Genomic DNA, 17,779 nt, shown 5'->3' on the forward strand with positions numbered 1-17,779 from the left:
GACAATTCTTGCGACGTCAGTTGTGGTTAAAGTTTAGCCATGTTGGGATTTTTTGACGAAACGGTGGGAGGCAGAAATGGGTGGGGGCCCTGCCAGCTACATCCCGGCACACGCGTCATCTGCCTTGGCTGCTTCCTTCCGGACCTGACCTGGTAAACAGAGTAGCGTTGCGGGAGAACCAACAGTGCCCCCATTGAGAGCGTTGAGAACCAACGCGCAGGCGCATTATCACTGCTGCCCCGGCTAATTGCAACCCATTGCGTGCCAGATGCTGGTTTCTTGCGCAATGCGGCTTCACTCGGGCGTTTTTCCAGATTATGCTGAAAAATTACCTCAGGAAGAAAAGATGGAAAAAGAAGATTCATTTCCCCAACGCGTCTGGCAAATCGTAGCCGCTATTCCCGAAGGCTATGTCACCACTTACGGTGATGTGGCGAAACTGGCGGGATCGCCCCGCGCCGCGCGCCAGGTAGGTGGTGTGTTAAAGCGTCTCCCGGAAGGCAGCACCTTGCCCTGGCATCGGGTGGTTAATCGCCACGGCACCATTTCGCTAACCGGACCGGATTTACAGCGTCAGCGACAGGCATTACTGGCAGAAGGTGTGATTGTGTCAGGAAGAGGGCAAATCGACTTGCAGCGTTATCGCTGGAACTACTAACCCTCTCCGGGCGGAGAGGGTTAACTTCGCTTAATATTGCGTAGGAGCTGGAACTGCCGAAGACGGATTCACCTGGGTTGGTGAGGTCGAAGGTACGGTAGTCGTTGCGCCACCGCTGGCCTGAACCGGCACGGCGGTTTGCTGCACCGGCACCAATGTCAGGTCAGCTTTAGTTCCGCCCTGGTTGATCACCGGCTGAACGGTATCGGTGATAAATACCAGTTTATCATTCACGGTAATCGCCGCACTCAACAGAATACGCGCGTTCGGCTGAACGTCTGCCGGGTTAAATGGCAGAACAAAACTGAATGGTGACTGTTTACCTTCAGTACGCACCGCTTTTTGAGCCAGCACTTTTGACGGTGCATCGGCTAACGATGCGTCAGAAAGTGTCACGGTCAGCACGGCATCAGGCGGCAGTGCGACTTTCTGACGGATCCAGACGGTACCGGAAACATTCGGTTGCTGGATAGCAGGTTGCTGTGTTGCTGAAATAGACGTATTTGCAGCCGGTGCTGGCGTCTGAATATCCGCGCTTTTATCTGCGCAAGCCGCCAACGCAATCGCAACCGCTAAACCACTGGCCATGTGCACGAGTTTCATTCACTTCTCCTTATTATCAATGCACCAGCGGGCTAACTTTCCTCGCCGGAAGAGTGGTTAACAAAATAGTAACGTCAACAAGTGTGGCACACATCACGCATTTCTGCCTGTAATTGGCTAGTAATTCAGACTATTGCACCCATCGGACCAGTGGCAAATTTGCGTTATACTCAACTCACTTTGGCTTGCTGCGGCAGCTTTGTTACTGGAGAGTTATATGAGTCAGGCGCTAAAAAATTTACTGACATTGTTAAATCTGGAAAAAATTGAGGAAGGACTCTTTCGCGGCCAGAGTGAAGATTTAGGTTTACGCCAAGTGTTTGGCGGCCAGGTAGTGGGTCAGGCCTTGTATGCTGCAAAAGAGACCGTCCCTGAAGAGCGGCTGGTACATTCGTTTCACAGCTACTTTCTTCGCCCAGGCGACAGTAAGAAGCCGATTATTTATGATGTCGAAACGTTGCGTGACGGTAACAGCTTCAGCGCCCGCCGGGTTGCTGCTATTCAAAACGGTAAACCGATTTTCTATATGACAGCCTCTTTCCAGGCTCCGGAAGCGGGTTTCGAACATCAAAAAGCTATGCCACCCGCACCCGCACCTGATGGCCTGCCTTCAGAAACGCAAATCGCCCAATCGCTGGCGCACCTGCTGCCGCCAGTGCTGAAAGATAAATTCATCTGCGATCGTCCGCTGGAAGTCCGTCCGGTAGAATTTCATAACCCACTGAAAGGGCATGTCGCAGAACCACATCGTCAGGTATGGATCCGCGCAAATGGTAGCGTGCCGGATGATCTGCGCGTTCATCAGTATCTGCTCGGTTACGCTTCTGACCTTAATTTCCTGCCGGTAGCTCTACAGCCGCACGGCATCGGTTTTCTCGAACCGGGGATTCAGATTGCCACCATTGACCATTCCATGTGGTTCCATCGCCCGTTTAATTTGAATGAATGGCTGCTGTATAGCGTGGAGAGCACCTCGGCGTCCAGCGCACGCGGCTTTGTGCGCGGTGAGTTTTATACCCAGGACGGCGTGCTGGTTGCCTCGACCGTTCAGGAAGGGGTAATGCGTAATCACAATTAAAAAAATAGCCGGAGGTGAAAACCGTCCGGCTGTTTTTTGCAGTGCTTATTACGCGTTATAGGCATTTTCGCCGTGGCTGTTGACGTCCAACCCTTCTCGCTCCTGTTCTTCCGGTACACGCAGACCAACCGTCAGATCCGCCAGTTTGTAGCCAATAAATGCCACCACACCAGACCAGACAATCGTAATGGCAATACTTTCCAGCTGTACCAGCAACTGATGGCCCATCGTCACACCTTCAGCGAAGCCTACGCCGCCCAGCGAGCTGGCGGCAAAAATCCCAGTCATGATACAGCCGACAATGCCACAAACACCGTGCACACCGAAGACATCGCAGGGATCATCCACCCGCAGCAAGCGTTTGAGCATGGTAACGCCCCACAAGCCCGCCAGACCAGCGACTACGCCGATAATCAACGCGCCGCCAACACCAATGTAGCCACAGGCTGGCGTCACGCCGACCAGACCGGCAATCGCGCCAGAACACGCTCCCAGCAGTGAAGGCTTACCGCGCAGCGCCCATTCACCGAAGATCCAGCCAAGAATTGCCGCCGCCGTTGCGACCACAGTATTCACAAATGCCAGTGCTGCAATTTCATTCGCCGTGCCCGCTGATCCGGCGTTAAAGCCAAACCAGCCGATATAGAGAATGGCAGTGCCGGTAAAGACCATCGGCAGGTTGTGCGGTTTAAACGCCTCTTTGCCGAAGCCCACGCGTTTACCAATTAGATATGCGCCCACCAGACCTGCAATAGCGGCGTTAATGTGCACCACCGTGCCACCCGCAAAATCCAGCGCACCGTGAGAAGCCAGCAAACCACCGCCCCAGACCATATGCGCAATCGGAATGTAAGAGAGCGTCAGCCACACCACCACGAAAATCAGCACAGCTGAGAAGCGGATCCGTTCCGCCAGCGCCCCGACGATCAAGCCGACGGTAATGCAGGCAAACGATCCCTGAAACGCCACGTGGATATACTGATAAATGCTGCCCATCACCGCCGTCAGTTCGATGTTTTTCAGCATCAACCAGTTAATGTTACCGAAGAAGTTGTTGCCCTCACCAAACGCCAGCGAGTAGCCGTAAACCACCCAGAGAATGCAGACCAGAGCAAACGTCACCGTCACCTGCGTCAGCATCGACAGCACGTTTTTGCCGCGAATTAACCCACCGTAAAACAGGGCAATCCCCGGAATAGTCATAAACAGCACCAGCGCAGTACAAATCATCATAAACGCATTGTCAGCTTTATCGGCCACCGCAGGTGCAGCCATTACCAGTCCCGGCAGCATCGCCAGTGAAGCAAGCCCAGTTTTTATCGTCGCTATCTTCATTTTTCGTTCCTGTTGCTGTGTGCCAGAGATTACAGCGCCGCTTCGTCGGCTTCGCCGGTACGAATACGAATGACGCGTTGCAATTCAGCGACGAAGATTTTGCCGTCGCCAATTTTTCCGGTGTAAGCCGCTTTGCTGACGATATCGATCACTTCATCGAGTTGGTCATCAGCAATCGCCACATCAATTTTTACTTTTGGCAGAAAGTTGACGCTGTATTCCGCCCCCCGGTACAGCTCGGCATGCCCTTTCTGACGCCCGAAACCTTTCACTTCGGTGACGGTCAGGCCCTGAATACCAATGGAAGATAACGCTTCACGAACGTCTTCCAGTTTGAATGGTTTGATTATCACGGTCACCAGCTTCATAGATCCCCTCCGGTCAGAATTCGGTAATAGTTCTGCTACACAAAGAAGGTATTGCAAGCGGTGTGCCAGAAATGAAAAACGAGAAAGAGAGCAGGAAGTTAAGAAGATTGAAAACAAAAACGCACTATGACAGTGCACAGTGCGTTACATTTTTGCACCAACGATGAAATATTGCGCTATTCAGGCGCTCAATGATTCATCTTCACGCACGCTGGCTGCCAGCTCTTCGCCCGCAAGTTGCAGTTGATACATCTGCCAGTAGCGCCCCTGGGCGGCCAGCAGTTGCTGGTGAGTCCCCTGTTCCACAGCCTGACCACGATGAAGCACCAGAATGGTGTCGGCATCGACAATGGTCGATAAGCGGTGAGCAATCACCACAAGCGTAGTGTGTTCACGCACCGCCGCCAGTGCGTGTTGAATCGCCTGTTCAGTACCGGAGTCAATGCTGGCGGTTGCCTCATCAAGGATCAGGATTTGCGGCGTCTCCACCAGCACGCGCGCCAGTGCCAGCAGTTGCTTTTGCCCGACGGAGAGATTATTCCCCTGCTCGCCCAGCGGCGTATAAATACCATCACTCATGCTGCGCGCCAGCTCCGCCAGTTGCACGGTTTCCAGCGCCTGCCAGACACGTTCTTCGGAGATATCACGTCCCAGCGTCACGTTGGCGAGGAAGGTATCCGCCAGTACCACCGGATCTTGTTGCACCATCGCCACGCCCTGGCGCAGCACGCTGTGACTTAGCGAACTTAACGGACGACCATCAAGGCGAATCTCACCTTCCGTTAGCGGGTAATAGCCCATCAATAAACTGGCGAGGGTACTTTTTCCACTGCCGGTATGCCCCACTAGCGCCACAAAGTTACGCGAAGGCACAGAGAGATTAATATTCTTCAGCACCAGATTGTTATCGCGATAAGCAAATGACACGTTATCGACTTCAATGGTGCCGCTCTGCAACGGGCGATCATCATTGCCGTATTGCTGGCGCGGCCCGTCCATCAACTCAAACACGCGCTCACCAGCAACAACAGCCTGTTGCAGCATCGCCTGTTGCGTGGTCAGTTCGATTAAGGGTTCGTTAAGCCGCCCAAGATAGCTGATAAACGCATACAGTACGCCCACTTCAATGGTACCGCTGGCGGAGAAGCCAAACAGCATCAACAAGCCACAAAGAATGAGTGATGAAAACAGACTTAGCAGCGGACGCAGCAGAAAACCGTCGAGGCGCAGGGTTTGCATCCTCGCCATATAGTGTGAACGACTGGCCTCACCCATACGTTCGCCAAATCGCGCCTGCTGACGGAACTGCTGGATGACGCTCATGCCATTGATGATTTCGTTAAAGCCGTCGTTGATATCCGCCAGATAAGCGCGCACACGGCGGACAATTGGCGTGCTGTAACGCTGGTATATCACCATCACCACCAGCACCACCGGGAAAATCATTATCGCCACCAACGCCATTCGCCAGTCGAGGCTGAACATTGCCACCAACATCGCACCCACAAGTGCGGCGCTACGCAGGACAGTTGCCACTACGGTAACGTAGAGGTCGCGGATCACTTCAGTATCATTGGTAACGCGGGAAATCACCTGCCCGACAGGCTGGGTATCAAACTCACTCAACGGTTGGCGTAACGCAGCATCCATCACGTCGGTACGCAACTGTTGCACTACACCTACTGCCGCCCGATTAAACAGCAGCGATTGCGCGTAATGTAGCCCAGCGGCAAACAGTTGTAGCCCAACATACGCCGCAGCCAGCCCGGCAACCACTTTCAACGGCAGGTTATTTTTCGCTACCATATTGTCGATAAAATAGCTGATAAGCAGCGGCCCGCTGACTTCTGCCGCCGCCGCAACCCACATCATCAGGACCGCAATCCCCAACGGTTTACGCCACGGCGAACCGTACGCTAACAGGCGCTTGAGAGTCGGCCACAGTTGGCTAAAACTACGCATCGATGGCCTCCTCGCGAATTTCCGGAGCGTCGTCGAGCGCCGCCTCCAGTTGTTGATAGCGATACATATCGTGATACCAGCCGCTTTGTTGTGCCAGCACATCATGATTGCCACGCTGGGCGATATGTCCGTGCTGCATCACAATAATTTCACTGGCTTCCGTCAGTGCAGAAAGGCGATGGGCACTGATGATTACCGTCCTTCCCTGCCCCCACTGGCGCAGGTTATGCAGGATCTGGTGCTCTGTGCGTCCGTCCACCGCCGAAAGCGCATCATCAAGGATGAGGATTTCCGCGTTGACTAATAACGCACGAGCAATGGAGATACGCTGTTTTTGCCCACCAGAAAGCATCACGCCGCGCTCGCCCACCTCTGTATCGTAACCTTGCGGTAGACGCAAAATATCGTCATGTACGCTGGCTAACCGCGCGACATGCTCAATCTCTTGCTGTGTGGCATTCGGGCAACCTAGCGCGATGTTGTTCGCCACGGTGTCGGAAAAAAGGAATGGCGTCTGGCTGACCACCGCCAGGCGGCTACGCCAGCTATCGAGTTGTAACTTCGTCAGAGGAATATCATGAAAGCGAATATCCCCCTCGCTGACGTCGAAATGACGCTGAATGAGCGACAACAGGGTACTTTTGCCGGAACCAGTCGGCCCGCAGATACCCAGCATCTGACCGGGTTTCAGGGCGAAGTTGACGTTTTCCAGCGCAGGATGGTCAGTCTGCGGATACATAAACTGGCGAATATTTACATCCAGTTCACCACGACCTTCTGGCACTGGTTCGCTACCATCGTTCACCACCGGCGCTTCCGCCAGCATCGCGCGAATACGGCTGTACGCAGCACTACCACGCTCCACTATGTTAAACATCCATGCCAGCGCCAGCATCGGCCAAATCATCAGACCTAAATACATCATAAAACTGGTGAGCTGGCCCAGCGTTAAACTGCCCTGCACCACCATCCAACTACCGCCGCCAATCGCCAGCAAGTTCGCCATACCAATCGCGATATAGATGGTCGGGTCGAAACGAGCATCAATACGCGCCACCCGCATGTTTTTTTTGCCGGTATCTTCGGCATCCGCGGCAAATAACGCCGACTGGCGATCTTCCAGACCAAAGGCTTTGATCATGCGGATACTGGTGAGGCTTTCTTGAGTTCGGTCATTAAGACTGGAAAACGCCGCCTGCGCCAACTTAAAACGTTCATGTAAGGCATCGCCGTTGCGCTTAATCATGATCGCCATCACTGGCATCGGCAACAGGGCAAATAAGGTCAACTGCCAGCTAATTTGCGTTGACATCATAATCAACACAGCGCAGCCCATCACCAGTGAATCCACCAGCGTCAGCACCCCTTCTCCGGCGGCAAACACGACCCGATCGACGTCATTGGTCGCACGAGCCATGAGGTCCCCCGTGCGATGACGCAGGTAAAACTCAGGATGCTGCCGGCTTAGCTGACGGTAATAATCTTCACGCAGTTCAACAGCCAGTTGATAAGACGCGCCAAACAGCAATACGCGCCAGACGTAACGCAGGAGATAAACCACAACAGCAATCAGCACCATGGTGGCGATCCACATCAGGATCTGCCCGGTAGTAAAGTGTTGTTCTGTCACGCCATCGACAACAATACCAACCACTTTCGGCGGAACCAGTTGCAGCATCGCGATAATGACAAGCAAGGCAACAGCCCCGAGATAGCGACGCCATTCCCGACGGAAATACCAGCTTAATTGAGCAAATAATCGCACGCGTAGTGTCCTGACCTGATTCTGGATATTTATTCGATGGGTAAAGAAGTGGTGTATTTAATCTGTTCCATCGCGAAGCTGGAAGTGACGTCCGACAGCCCCGGCACGCTGTTTACCAGACGCTTATAAAACTCGTCGTAGCGTTTCATGTCGGCAACCTGGACGCGCATCAGATAATCGTATTCCCCGGCCATGCGCCAGAACCCCAGCACTTCTGGCATTTCAGTAACCACCGTCACAAAGCGGCAATACCATTCGCTGCTGTGATGTTGCGTTTTTATCAGCACAAAGGCGGTCAGACCGAGGCCAATTTTTTCCGGGTCCAACAGGGCGACTTTGCCGATAAGGATACCGTCATCCTCCAACCGTTTCAGTCGCTTCCAGCAAGGCGTGGTTGTCAGATTAACGGCTTCAGCCAATGCCTGCAAAGAGAGGGTGCAATCCTGCTGTAGTAAGGCCAGCAGCTTACGGTCAATTTTATCTAACATAACCCTTCCACAGAGAATTTTTTTCTCTTTTAATTCTATTTTAAAGGTGAAATCGCGACAATTTATTCTGTGCGGTTTAAACATCACGGCACAAAATGACAAATTCAACGCAAAAAAAACCGGGCAATTGCCCGGTGCTGGAAGGGATCTCGTTATTCGGGGGAATAAGGTAGATGTGGATAGTCCAGCCAGTGCGTCAAATAGTGAGAGACCGCCTGATTTCGGCAATGTCCAATCACCGGTAAATGAGGGAGCTCCGCGCGCAGTTGCGGCATCGCATTGCCCATAATAAAGCCGCTACCGACGCTGTCTAACATTTCGCGATCGTTCATCGCATCACCAAAGGCCATGCAATCGCGCAACGATAAACCTAAATGTTGGGTCAGCACCGTCAATGCAGCGCCTTTATTGCAGCCCACCGGGAGCACTTCGAGGCAATCCGTCGCGGAAAAACACAAATGTGCACGCTCGCCTAATGCTTCGTGTAGTTGGATCTGCAAGCGTGTAAGATCGTCGTGATCGCCACAGAAGCAGATCTTGGTGACGCTGCCGAGTGGCATTTTTTTAACATCGATTATCTGATAACGAAAACCGCTATAGACAAATGCCTGCAACAACGCAGGGATCTCTTTTCCGGTAAACCAACCATCGTCATTGAAAATATGCATGCTAGCTCGGGTATCCCATTGCTGATACAGCACCAGCTCTGCCACATCCGCAGGTAAATCATCACGATGTAAAAGTTCACCTTCCAGAGAATGCACGCGCGTTCCGTTGCCGGTAATCAAATACGCATCCAGCGATAGCGCCCCGAGAATATGCTGCATCTCCAGCGCATGACGACCTGTGGCGAAAGTGAGGGTAATGTCGCGTTCACGCAGTCGTGCCAAAGTAGAGAGTGTTTTCTCACCTAAATGATGGTCAGGCATCAATAAAGTGCCGTCCATATCAAATGCTGCCAGACGAGCCATTTCTTTCTCCACTCTGTGACACGGTTAATAGTGATTGAGTATCACCTGATATATACGGAAGTAATAGTGAATAGTTAAATAATATTGTTCCGGGTTTATATGCGACTGCTCAACCGTCTTAACCAGTATCAACGTCTGTGGCAACCTTCCGCCGGAAAGCCGCAAACCGTCACCGTCAGCGAACTGGCCGAACGCTGTTTTTGCAGCGAACGCCATGTTCGTACGCTGTTACGCCAGGCACAGGAGGCGGGATGGCTGGAGTGGCAGGCGCAGTCAGGACGCGGAAAGCGCGGTCAACTACGCTTTCTGGTCACGCCAGAATCGCTACGCAATGCGATGATGGAACAGGCGCTGGAAACCGGAAAGCAGCAAGATGTGCTGGAGCTGGCGCAACTGGCCCCAGGTGAGCTGCGCACTCTGTTACAGCCGTTTATGGGCGGACAATGGCAAAACGACACGCCAACGTTGCGTATTCCCTACTATCGCCCGCTCGAACCGCTACAACCGGGCTTTTTGCCCGGTCGTGCCGAGCAGCATCTCGCCGGACAGATATTTTCCGGCCTGACCCGCTTCGATAATAATACCCAGCGCCCGATTGGCGATTTAGCGCATCACTGGGAAACCTCTACTGACGGGTTACGCTGGGATTTTTATCTTCGCTCAACCTTACACTGGCATAACGGCGATGCAGTAAAAGCCTCCCACTTACACCAGCGGTTATTGATGCTGTTACAACTGCCAGCACTGGATCAATTATTTATTAGCGTGAAGCGTATTGAAGTCACCCATCCGCAGTGTCTGACCTTTTTTTTACATCGCCCTGATTACTGGCTTGCGCACCGGCTGGCGAGCTATTGCAGCCATCTGGCGCATCCGCAATTACCCCTGGTAGGAACCGGACCTTTTCGCTTAACACAATTCACAGCGGAACTGGTGCGCCTGGAGAGTCATGATTATTACCATTTACGTCATCCGCTGCTTAAAGCGGTTGAGTACTGGATAACTCCGCCGCTTTTCGAAAAAGATTTGGGAACCAGTTGTCGGCATCCCGTGCAAATCACTATCGGCAAACCTGAGGAGCTGCAACGGGTCAGCCAGGTCAGTAGTGGCATCAGTTTAGGTTTTTGCTATTTAACGTTGCGCAAAAGTCCCCGACTGTCCCTCTGGCAGGCGCGAAAAGTGATCTCCATTATTCATCAATCCGGTTTATTACAAACGTTAGAAGTCGGAGAAAACCTGATCACCGCCTGTCATGCATTACTGCCTGGCTGGACTATTCCACAATGGCAAGTATCGGATGAAGTCAAACTACCGAAAACCTTGACGCTGGTTTATCACCTACCGATAGAACTTCATACCATGGCAGAACGCCTACAGGCGACGCTGGCCGCGGAAGGCTGTGAACTTACAATTATTTTTCATAACGCAAAAAACTGGGACGACACGACCCTACTGGCACACGCAGACCTCATGATGGGCGACAGGTTAATTGGCGAAGCACCGGAATATACCCTGGAGCAATGGCTGCGTTGCGATCCACTGTGGCCACATGTTTTCGACGCTCCAGCATATGCACATTTGCAATCGACACTGGACGCGGTGCAAGTAATGCCTGATGAGGAAAACCGATTTAATGCCCTGAAAGCGGTTTTTAGCCAGTTAATGGCAGATGCGACGCTGACGCCGCTGTTCAACTATCACTATCGCATTAGCGCCCCTCCCGGCGTGAACGGTGTGCGGCTGACACCGCGAGGCTGGTTTGAATTTACCGAAGCCTGGCTTCCCGCGCCGTCGCAATGAATAGCTGGTCCGGGTTAATCGCAGGCGTTACCATAACGCTTTTATTGTTCAAGCAGGATTATCTATGAAACGTGCTGTCGTTGTGTTCAGTGGAGGCCAGGATTCCACCACCTGTCTGGTGCAGGCATTACAACAATATGATGAAGTCCATTGCGTGACGTTCGATTACGGTCAGCGACATCGCGCAGAAATCGACGTGGCACGCGAACTGGCGCTGAAACTGGGGGCACGCGCGCATAAGGTTCTTGATGTAACGCTGCTCAACGAGCTGGCGGTCAGCAGCCTGACACGTGACAGCATTCCAGTGCCAGATTATGAACCTGAAGCCGATGGCATCCCGAATACGTTTGTCCCAGGCCGTAATATTTTATTCCTGACGCTGGCGGCAATATATGCGTATCAGGTCAAAGCCGAAGCAGTGATTACCGGCGTCTGCGAAACGGATTTCTCCGGTTACCCGGATTGCCGCGATGAGTTTGTGAAAGCACTAAACCATGCCGTCAGTTTAGGCATGGCGAAAGATATTCGTTTTGAAACGCCGCTGATGTGGATTGATAAAGCGGAAACCTGGGCGCTGGCTGATTATTACGGCAAACTAGATTTAGTCCGTAACGAAACGTTGACCTGCTATAACGGCATTAAAGGCGACGGTTGCGGTCATTGTGCGGCGTGTAATTTACGCTCCAACGGTTTGCATCATTATCTGGCCGATAAACCGACGGTGATGGCAGCGATGAAGCAGAAAACCGGGTTGAAGTAATTATTCCGGGTGTCGCCGGATGCGGCTTGAGCATCCGGCACCACAAAACGTTTACTTAACCATCTGCTCCAGCTTTTCGCGCAATTCCCCTTCCAGAGCTAATGCTTTCTGCGTTTTAAGATCAATACAAACAAACGTAATAAGCGCATCCGCGACTACCTGCCCTTCCGGCTCCAGTGTAATGACCTGGCTTAAGATGCCGCTTTTACCGTTTAATTGCTGCAACTGACTGGTAATGGTTAACAGGTCGCTTAATACCGCCGGGCGACGATAGTTAATATTGATATTGACCACGACGAAGGCGATGTTATGGGCCGTCATCCACTGAAAACTGTCGCTATTTTCCAACCCATCCCAGCGGGCTTCTTCGAGAAACTCAAGGTAGCGGGCGTTGTTTACGTGCTGGTAAACGTCGAGATGATATCCACGAACTTTGATTTGTGTTTGCATAGCGCAATAACCTTACGTTGTTGTTATAAGAACTGTTATAAGTGCAGAGGTCATAACTGGTATGACCTCTTCAGTCTGGCAAAAATTTGCCACTATGCAAATTAATTACAGGGTTAATACCGCCAGATTACGTTCCACCAGCGAATTGCCCATCCCCGGCACCTGCTTGAGATCCTCCACCGTTTTAAACGGACCGTACTCTTCGCGATAACTGACAATCGCCTGCGCCTTCTTCAGGCCAACGCCATTCATCGCGCGGGCTAACTCTTCCGCGCTGGCATTATTAATGCTGACCCGGGTACCTTCTTCGTCACTGGCTTTAGTCGGTACTGCTGCTTTACTTTGTGCTGCAGGAGCTTCCGCTTTGGTTTCTACCGTTGTCGGTTTCGCCGCAGGAGCTGCCACCAGCGCGCTATGAGACATTCCGGCACAGGCCAGGGACAGGGTAATGAGCAGTGCTTTAATTCCGTGTTTCATACTGTTTTCTCCTTGTTTGTTAACAGTGGAATCACCTTAACGACAGTGAAAACAGGAAACAAATGGCAATGTTCAGAAATGGAAAAGGCCGCGAAAGCGACCTTTTCTTGTTACAGCTGCAAAGCATTTTTTTGCGAGGCGGCTTCAGGATTATTGCTGTTCCAGCGCATCGCCAATTTTGATTTTCGCCTCTTTACGCAGGTTACTCATCAGAGCTTCAAAGACGATTTGTGCGTTGTTCTGGGTGATCCCCTGCACCATCGCTTTTTTCTGCTCTTCCGGCATTGAACCTTGTTTCACTTCGTCCAGCGCCAGCAGAACGACATTGCCTTGCATATCGGTCGCCATACCGTAGCTCGGTTTGTCTTTCGCAGGCAGTGGCAGTGCAAACGCCGCCTGGCTAATCGGGTCACGACCGGAACGGCTTAAGGTTTTCGGCTCGCCAAATTTCAGACCGGCAGCCTGCATGGCTTCCGCACCCTTGCCCGCTTTCAGATCAACCAGCAGTTTTTCAGCATCCACTTTAGCCTGTTGTTCAGCTTTGTTGTGCTGAACCAGTGCCTTAACTTGTTCCTGAACATCTGCCAACGGTTTCACCGCTTCCGGTTTGTGCTCGCTGATGCGCAGCACGAATGCGCGGTCGCCGTCTACGGTGATGATGTCAGAGTTGATGCCCGGTGCGCCGTTTTCACCTACCAGACCGCCGTTAAAGATAGCGTCTGCAACCGGCTTAAAGTTCAACTCTTCCGGCAGGTTATCTTTGCTGAACCAACCCGTCTGAGTGGCTTTTACGCCCGCAGCTTGCTCTGCACCGGCCAGAGACTCGGTATCATTGCTTGCTGCATCGCTCACTTTCTGCTGCAGTGCGTAGTACGCATCGAGGGCTTTTTCGTGTTTCACTTTCGCCGCGACATCGTCACGCACTTCGTCTAACGACTTCACTTTCGCTGGCTGAATGTCGTCCAGACGTACAATCAGGAAACCGACCGAAGATTTGATGACACCAGAGAGTTGGCCTTTTTCTTTCAGACCAGCATTTTTCAGTTCGTCCGGGATAGTAGCATCTTCTAACCAACCCATATCGCCGCCGTTACGGGCAGAGATAATATCGGCAGATTTTTCTTTGGCTAACGCAGCAAAATCACCGCCTTTATTCAGCTCATCAAGTACCGCTTTCGCTTCATCTTCAGTTTTGGTCTGGATGATGCTGTAGCGGGTACGCTGCGGCTGGGTGAATTGATCCTGATGCTGATCGTAGTAGCTCTGGATATCCGCATCGCTAACCGGTTGCTGCATCGTTGCGGCATCCAGCTTGATGTAACTCACGCGGAATTGTTCCGGCGTCATGAAATTGTTTTTGTTTTGTTCGTAGTAGCTGGCAATTTCCTGTTCGGTCACAGGCTGCTTCGCCGCCAGCGCGTTAACATCGATAGTCGCTTCACGTACCACGCGTTGTTGAGCTACCAGTGCCGCCAGCTCGTCGGTTTCACCTTTCAGCATAAAATCGGTACCGGCAACGCCGTTAATCAGCTGTTGGGTAGTGAGCTGGTTACGTAGCGCCTGGGCGTACTGATCGGCGGTCATCCCCATCTGGTTGAGGATACCGTTATAGCGGCTGTTATCAAATTTGCCGTCAACCTGGAAGGCTGGGGTCGCGAAAATCGCCTGTTTAACCTGCTCATCACTGATACCCAGTTTCAGCTCACGAGCGTACTGATCCAGCAGCGCCTCGTCGATCAGACGATTCAGCACCTGTTGACGCAGGGTTTTCATATAGCCTTCGTTCGCTGCAAGCTCAGAGTATTGATCGCCCAGCTGTTGCTGCATGCGATTACGCTCGCTGTTGAAGGCGTTCTCGAACTGCCCACGGCTGATTTCCTGGTCATTCACTTTTGCGGCGTAGTTATTGCCTCCGCCAATCAGGTAACCACTCACGCCGGTCAATATGAACGACACGATAATGATACCGAAAATAATCTTGAGCACGAGACTGTTTGCAGCCGTGCGTAAGCTGTCCATCATGGTGTAACAACACTCCGCTGTAGATGACTGTGTACCTCACGCAACGTATCGATGCGCGCAAAGGCCTATTGTGACAAGAAACGGGGGCAATTGTCAGCCCACAAGACGCAGAAAGTCACCGAATACAAATAAAAAAGGCACATCAGTAGATGCGCCCTTGAACTTCGTCACACCCCCACTGGGGACAACGCTTAGTTTACCGCGTCTTTCAGTGCTTTACCTGCACGGAAGCTCGGTACTTTAGCGGCAGCGATGGTGATCTCTTTACCGGTCTGCGGGTTGCGGCCAGTACGGGCAGCACGCTCTTTAACGGCAAAAGTACCAAAACCTACCAGTGCTACATCATCCCCTTCTTTCAGAGATTCAGTTACGGAAGCAATAATAGCATCTAACGCACGGCCAGCCGCAGCTTTAGAGATATCAGCCCCTGCAGCAATCTTGTCGATCAATTGAGATTTATTCACTCTTCTCTTCCTCTTTATAATTTATATCGCACTTGAATCCTTCAAGGTACGAACGCGCAGCAGTTATATCAGGCCAGCCATCCCCTTACAACACCCCTTAATAAGGGCAAGCCCAATCCGCCATCTAACTTAGCGAGACAAAAAAAGGCTGGCAAGTCCGAATTAGCCTGCCAGCCCTGTTTTTATTAGTGCATTTTGCGCGAGGTCACTATTTTGCAGTCACAACCTGCATGCCAGACGGTTCATTTTGCAGCGCCAGAGTCAGAACTTCCTCAATGCGTTTCACAGGATGAATGTCCAGATCAGCAATTACGTTGTCAGGAATCTCTTCCAGATCGCGTTTATTTTCGAACGGAATTAACACTGTTTTAATCCCGCCGCGATGCGCTGCCAGTAGTTTTTCTTTCAAACCACCGATCGGCAGTACCTGACCACGCAGAGTGATCTCACCGGTCATTGCCACATCGGCACGAACCGGGTTACCGGTCAGGCAAGAAACCAGCGCGGTGCACATAGCAATACCGGCACTCGGACCATCTTTCGGCGTCGCACCTTCCGGTACGTGGACGTGGATGTCGCGTTTTTCGTAAAAATCAGGGTTGATCCCCAGTTTTTCCGCACGCGCACGAACCACCGTTAACGCCGCCTGAATGGACTCCTGCATCACTTCGCCGAGCGAACCGGTATAGGTCAGTTTGCCTTTACCCGGAACGCACGCGGTTTCAATGGTAAGTAAGTCACCGCCCACTTCCGTCCACGCCAGACCGGTTACCTGACCGACACGGTTTTCGTTATCCGCGCGTCCATAGTCGAAACGCTGAACACCGAGGTAGTCATGCAGGTTATCGCCGTTAATTTCGATATGTTTTAATGACTTATCGAGCAGTAACTGCTTAACCGCTTTGCGGCACAGTTTGGATATTTCACGTTCCAGACCACGTACGCCCGCCTCACGGGTGTAGTAACGAATAATGCCGATAATGGCGCTATCGTCGACGGTCAGCTCACCTTTTTTCAGTGCATTACGTTCAATCTGCTTTGGCAGCAGGTGACGTTTGGCGATGTTCAGTTTTTCATCTTCGGTATAACCGGAGAGGCGAATCACTTCCATACGATCCAGCAGTGGTGCCGGAATGTTCATGGAGTTTGACGTCGCGACAAACATCACGTCGCTAAGGTCGTAATCCACTTCCAGGTAGTGGTCGCTGAACGCTACGTTCTGCTCTGGATCCAGCACTTCAAGTAGTGCGGAAGCCGGATCGCCACGCATGTCAGAGGACATTTTGTCGATCTCATCGAGCAGGAACAGCGGGTTTTTCACGCCCACTTTCGCCATTTTCTGGATCAGTTTACCCGGCATAGAACCGATGTAAGTACGGCGGTGACCACGGATTTCCGCTTCGTCACGCACGCCGCCCAGCGCCATACGAACATATTTACGTCCGGTAGCTTTGGCGATGGACTGACCAAGAGAAGTTTTACCTACCCCCGGCGGCCCTACCAGGCAGAGGATCGGTCCCTTGATTTTGTTGACACGGCTTTGAACCGCAAGATACTCAAGGATGCGATCTTTCACGCGCTCCAGACCATAATGGTCGGTATCAAGGATTTCCTGCGCCTGACGCAGGTCTTTTTTGACCTTGCTACGCGCATTCCACGGCACCTGCACCATCCAGTCGATATAACCACGCACCACGGTCGCTTCTGCCGACATCGGAGACATCATTTTCAGCTTCTGCAGTTCTGCTTCCGCTTTCTCTTTTGCCTCTTTCGGCATTTTCGCCGCGTCGATTTTGCGCTTCAGTGCTTCGTTTTCGTCCGGTGCATCGTCCATTTCGCCGAGTTCTTTCTGAATAGCTTTCATTTGCTCGTTCAGATAGTACTCACGCTGGGATTTTTCCATCTGCTTTTTAACGCGGTTGCGAATGCGTTTCTCAACCTGCAGCAGATCGATTTCCGATTCCATCATCGCCATCAGATATTCCAGACGTTCGTTGACGTCGGACATCTCCAGAACAGACTGTTTGTCAGCCAGTTTCAGCGGCATATGCGCAGCAATGGTATCCGCCAGACGCGCCGGATCGTCGATGCTGTTCAGCGACGTCAGCACTTCTGGTGGAATTTTTTTGTTCAGCTTGATGTAGCCTTCGAACTGGCTGATTGCAGTACGCACCAGCACTTCCTGTTCCCGCTCATCAATGGTCGGCGACTCCAGATACTCCGCCTTCGCAGAAAAGTGTTCGCCATTGTCAGAGAGCGCAGAAATACGCGCGCGCTGTAACCCCTCGACCAGCACTTTGACGGTGCCGTCAGGCAGTTTCAGCATCTGCAATATAGAGGCCACGGTCCCGACGGTGAAAAGATCGTTTACACCCGGCTCATCCGTTGAAGCTTCTTTCTGCGCGACCAGCATAATTTTTTTATCATGGTCCATCGCCGCTTCCAGACAACGGATAGATTTTTCCCGCCCGACAAATAAGGGGATGACCATGTGCGGATAAACCACCACATCGCGCAGCGGCAATACGGGGATTTCAATGCGTTCAGAACGCTCAGGATTCATAGAGCTCTCTCTTAG

Annotated in this window: 16 protein-coding genes and 1 other RNA gene; 4 read left to right on the forward strand and 13 right to left on the reverse strand. The window is 52.1% G+C overall.

Going from position 1 to position 17,779, the window contains the following annotated elements; translation table 11 throughout:
* Window positions 1-87 precede the first annotated feature (87 nt).
* An RNA gene (gene ffs / locus BEB42_RS07765) (signal recognition particle sRNA small type) lies at window positions 88-184 on the reverse strand.
* A 162-nt stretch (window positions 185-346) separates the two neighbouring features.
* On the opposite strand from ffs, the gene BEB42_RS07770 reads away from it, so the two are divergent.
* Entirely contained in the window at window positions 347-658 is a 312-nt protein-coding gene (locus tag BEB42_RS07770) for an MGMT family protein (protein ID WP_172954545.1), read from the forward strand.
* A gap of 30 nt (window positions 659-688) precedes the next feature.
* Here the strand turns inward: BEB42_RS07770 and BEB42_RS07775 are convergent, their stop codons facing one another.
* Complete coding sequence (locus tag BEB42_RS07775; RefSeq protein WP_000779831.1) at window positions 689-1,261, reverse strand: YbaY family lipoprotein; 573 nt, start codon at window positions 1,259-1,261, stop codon at window positions 689-691.
* A gap of 217 nt (window positions 1,262-1,478) precedes the next feature.
* Here BEB42_RS07775 and tesB point away from each other — a divergent pair, with 217 nt between their 5' ends.
* A complete protein-coding gene (gene tesB, locus BEB42_RS07780) occupies window positions 1,479-2,339 on the forward strand; it encodes an acyl-CoA thioesterase II (protein ID WP_001353401.1) in 861 nt (286 codons plus the stop codon).
* A 48-nt stretch (window positions 2,340-2,387) separates the two neighbouring features.
* Here the strand turns inward: tesB and amtB are convergent, their stop codons facing one another.
* From amtB to cof, 6 genes are all read right to left on the reverse strand, one after another.
* Window positions 2,388-3,674, reverse strand: coding sequence for an ammonium transporter AmtB (gene amtB / locus BEB42_RS07785; RefSeq protein ID WP_000685029.1), 1,287 nt, complete (start codon window positions 3,672-3,674; stop codon window positions 2,388-2,390).
* 29 nt (window positions 3,675-3,703) lie between these two features.
* A complete protein-coding gene (gene glnK, locus BEB42_RS07790) occupies window positions 3,704-4,042 on the reverse strand; it encodes a P-II family nitrogen regulator (protein ID WP_000780338.1) in 339 nt (112 codons plus the stop codon).
* A gap of 180 nt (window positions 4,043-4,222) precedes the next feature.
* Complete coding sequence (locus tag BEB42_RS07795) at window positions 4,223-6,004, reverse strand: SmdB family multidrug efflux ABC transporter permease/ATP-binding protein (RefSeq protein ID WP_074500882.1); 1,782 nt, start codon at window positions 6,002-6,004, stop codon at window positions 4,223-4,225.
* Window positions 5,997-7,769, reverse strand: coding sequence for a SmdA family multidrug ABC transporter permease/ATP-binding protein (locus BEB42_RS07800; RefSeq protein WP_105267266.1), 1,773 nt, complete (start codon window positions 7,767-7,769; stop codon window positions 5,997-5,999). The genes BEB42_RS07795 and BEB42_RS07800 overlap by 8 nt, the downstream gene beginning before the upstream one ends.
* 29 nt (window positions 7,770-7,798) lie before the next feature.
* Window positions 7,799-8,257 carry a DNA-binding transcriptional regulator DecR gene (decR, locus tag BEB42_RS07805; protein WP_000884589.1) on the reverse strand — a complete coding sequence of 153 codons (459 nt, stop codon included), beginning with the start codon at window positions 8,255-8,257 and terminating at the stop codon, window positions 7,799-7,801.
* Between the two features lie 152 nt (window positions 8,258-8,409).
* The gene (gene cof / locus BEB42_RS07810; RefSeq protein WP_105267267.1) at window positions 8,410-9,228 is read right to left on the reverse strand and encodes an HMP-PP phosphatase; all 819 of its coding nucleotides are present in this window, start codon (window positions 9,226-9,228) and stop codon (window positions 8,410-8,412) included.
* Between the two features lie 99 nt (window positions 9,229-9,327).
* Between cof and BEB42_RS07815 the strand changes: the two genes are divergently transcribed.
* Together BEB42_RS07815 and queC are read left to right on the forward strand one after the other, a co-directional pair.
* On the forward strand, window positions 9,328-11,028 hold the full coding sequence (locus BEB42_RS07815) for an SgrR family transcriptional regulator (protein ID WP_105267268.1): 1,701 nt from the start codon (window positions 9,328-9,330) through the stop codon (window positions 11,026-11,028).
* Window positions 11,029-11,092: 64 nt separating this feature from the next.
* Window positions 11,093-11,788 carry a 7-cyano-7-deazaguanine synthase QueC gene (queC, locus tag BEB42_RS07820; RefSeq protein WP_000817234.1) on the forward strand — a complete coding sequence of 232 codons (696 nt, stop codon included), beginning with the start codon at window positions 11,093-11,095 and terminating at the stop codon, window positions 11,786-11,788.
* 51 nt (window positions 11,789-11,839) lie between these two features.
* Here queC and fadM read toward each other — a convergent pair whose 3' ends face one another.
* The 5 genes from fadM to lon form a co-directional block, all read right to left on the reverse strand.
* Window positions 11,840-12,238 (reverse strand): long-chain acyl-CoA thioesterase FadM, encoded by a 399-nt coding sequence (gene fadM, locus BEB42_RS07825; protein ID WP_001194534.1) that lies wholly within the window; start codon window positions 12,236-12,238, stop codon window positions 11,840-11,842.
* Window positions 12,239-12,343: 105 nt separating this feature from the next.
* The gene (locus tag BEB42_RS07830) at window positions 12,344-12,715 is read right to left on the reverse strand and encodes a helix-hairpin-helix domain-containing protein (protein WP_105267269.1); all 372 of its coding nucleotides are present in this window, start codon (window positions 12,713-12,715) and stop codon (window positions 12,344-12,346) included.
* 150 nt (window positions 12,716-12,865) lie between these two features.
* On the reverse strand, window positions 12,866-14,737 hold the full coding sequence (ppiD, locus tag BEB42_RS07835; protein ID WP_000969383.1) for a peptidylprolyl isomerase: 1,872 nt from the start codon (window positions 14,735-14,737) through the stop codon (window positions 12,866-12,868).
* A gap of 191 nt (window positions 14,738-14,928) precedes the next feature.
* Complete coding sequence (gene hupB, locus BEB42_RS07840; protein ID WP_254892905.1) at window positions 14,929-15,219, reverse strand: nucleoid-associated protein HU-beta; 291 nt, start codon at window positions 15,217-15,219, stop codon at window positions 14,929-14,931.
* A gap of 190 nt (window positions 15,220-15,409) precedes the next feature.
* Window positions 15,410-17,764, reverse strand: a complete 2,355-nt coding sequence (gene lon, locus BEB42_RS07845; protein WP_001295325.1) for an endopeptidase La — start codon at window positions 17,762-17,764, stop codon at window positions 15,410-15,412.
* Between the last annotated feature and the right edge of the window lie 15 nt (window positions 17,765-17,779).

The organism is Escherichia sp. MOD1-EC5990 (genome assembly GCF_002965285.1).
Taxonomy (GTDB): Bacteria; Pseudomonadota; Gammaproteobacteria; order Enterobacterales; family Enterobacteriaceae; genus Escherichia; species Escherichia coli_F.

Bases quoted from the DNA above. Each gene is read 5' to 3' on its own strand.
- glnK (WP_000780338.1), bottom strand. From the start codon at position 4,042: ATGAAGCTGGTGACCGTGATAATCAAACCATTCAAACTGGAAGACGTT.
- lon (WP_001295325.1), bottom strand. From the start codon at position 17,764: ATGAATCCTGAGCGTTCTGAACGCATTGAAATCCCCGTATTGCCGCTG.
- queC (WP_000817234.1), top strand. From the start codon at position 11,093: ATGAAACGTGCTGTCGTTGTGTTCAGTGGAGGCCAGGATTCCACCACC.
- BEB42_RS07830 (WP_105267269.1), bottom strand. From the start codon at position 12,715: ATGAAACACGGAATTAAAGCACTGCTCATTACCCTGTCCCTGGCCTGT.
- BEB42_RS07815 (WP_105267268.1), top strand. From the start codon at position 9,328: ATGCGACTGCTCAACCGTCTTAACCAGTATCAACGTCTGTGGCAACCT.
- decR (WP_000884589.1), bottom strand. From the start codon at position 8,257: ATGTTAGATAAAATTGACCGTAAGCTGCTGGCCTTACTACAGCAGGAT.
- ppiD (WP_000969383.1), bottom strand. From the start codon at position 14,737: ATGATGGACAGCTTACGCACGGCTGCAAACAGTCTCGTGCTCAAGATT.
- amtB (WP_000685029.1), bottom strand. From the start codon at position 3,674: ATGAAGATAGCGACGATAAAAACTGGGCTTGCTTCACTGGCGATGCTG.
- cof (WP_105267267.1), bottom strand. From the start codon at position 9,228: ATGGCTCGTCTGGCAGCATTTGATATGGACGGCACTTTATTGATGCCT.
- BEB42_RS07775 (WP_000779831.1), bottom strand. From the start codon at position 1,261: ATGAAACTCGTGCACATGGCCAGTGGTTTAGCGGTTGCGATTGCGTTG.
- fadM (WP_001194534.1), bottom strand. From the start codon at position 12,238: ATGCAAACACAAATCAAAGTTCGTGGATATCATCTCGACGTTTACCAG.
- BEB42_RS07795 (WP_074500882.1), bottom strand. From the start codon at position 6,004: ATGCGTAGTTTTAGCCAACTGTGGCCGACTCTCAAGCGCCTGTTAGCG.
- tesB (WP_001353401.1), top strand. From the start codon at position 1,479: ATGAGTCAGGCGCTAAAAAATTTACTGACATTGTTAAATCTGGAAAAA.
- BEB42_RS07770 (WP_172954545.1), top strand. From the start codon at position 347: ATGGAAAAAGAAGATTCATTTCCCCAACGCGTCTGGCAAATCGTAGCC.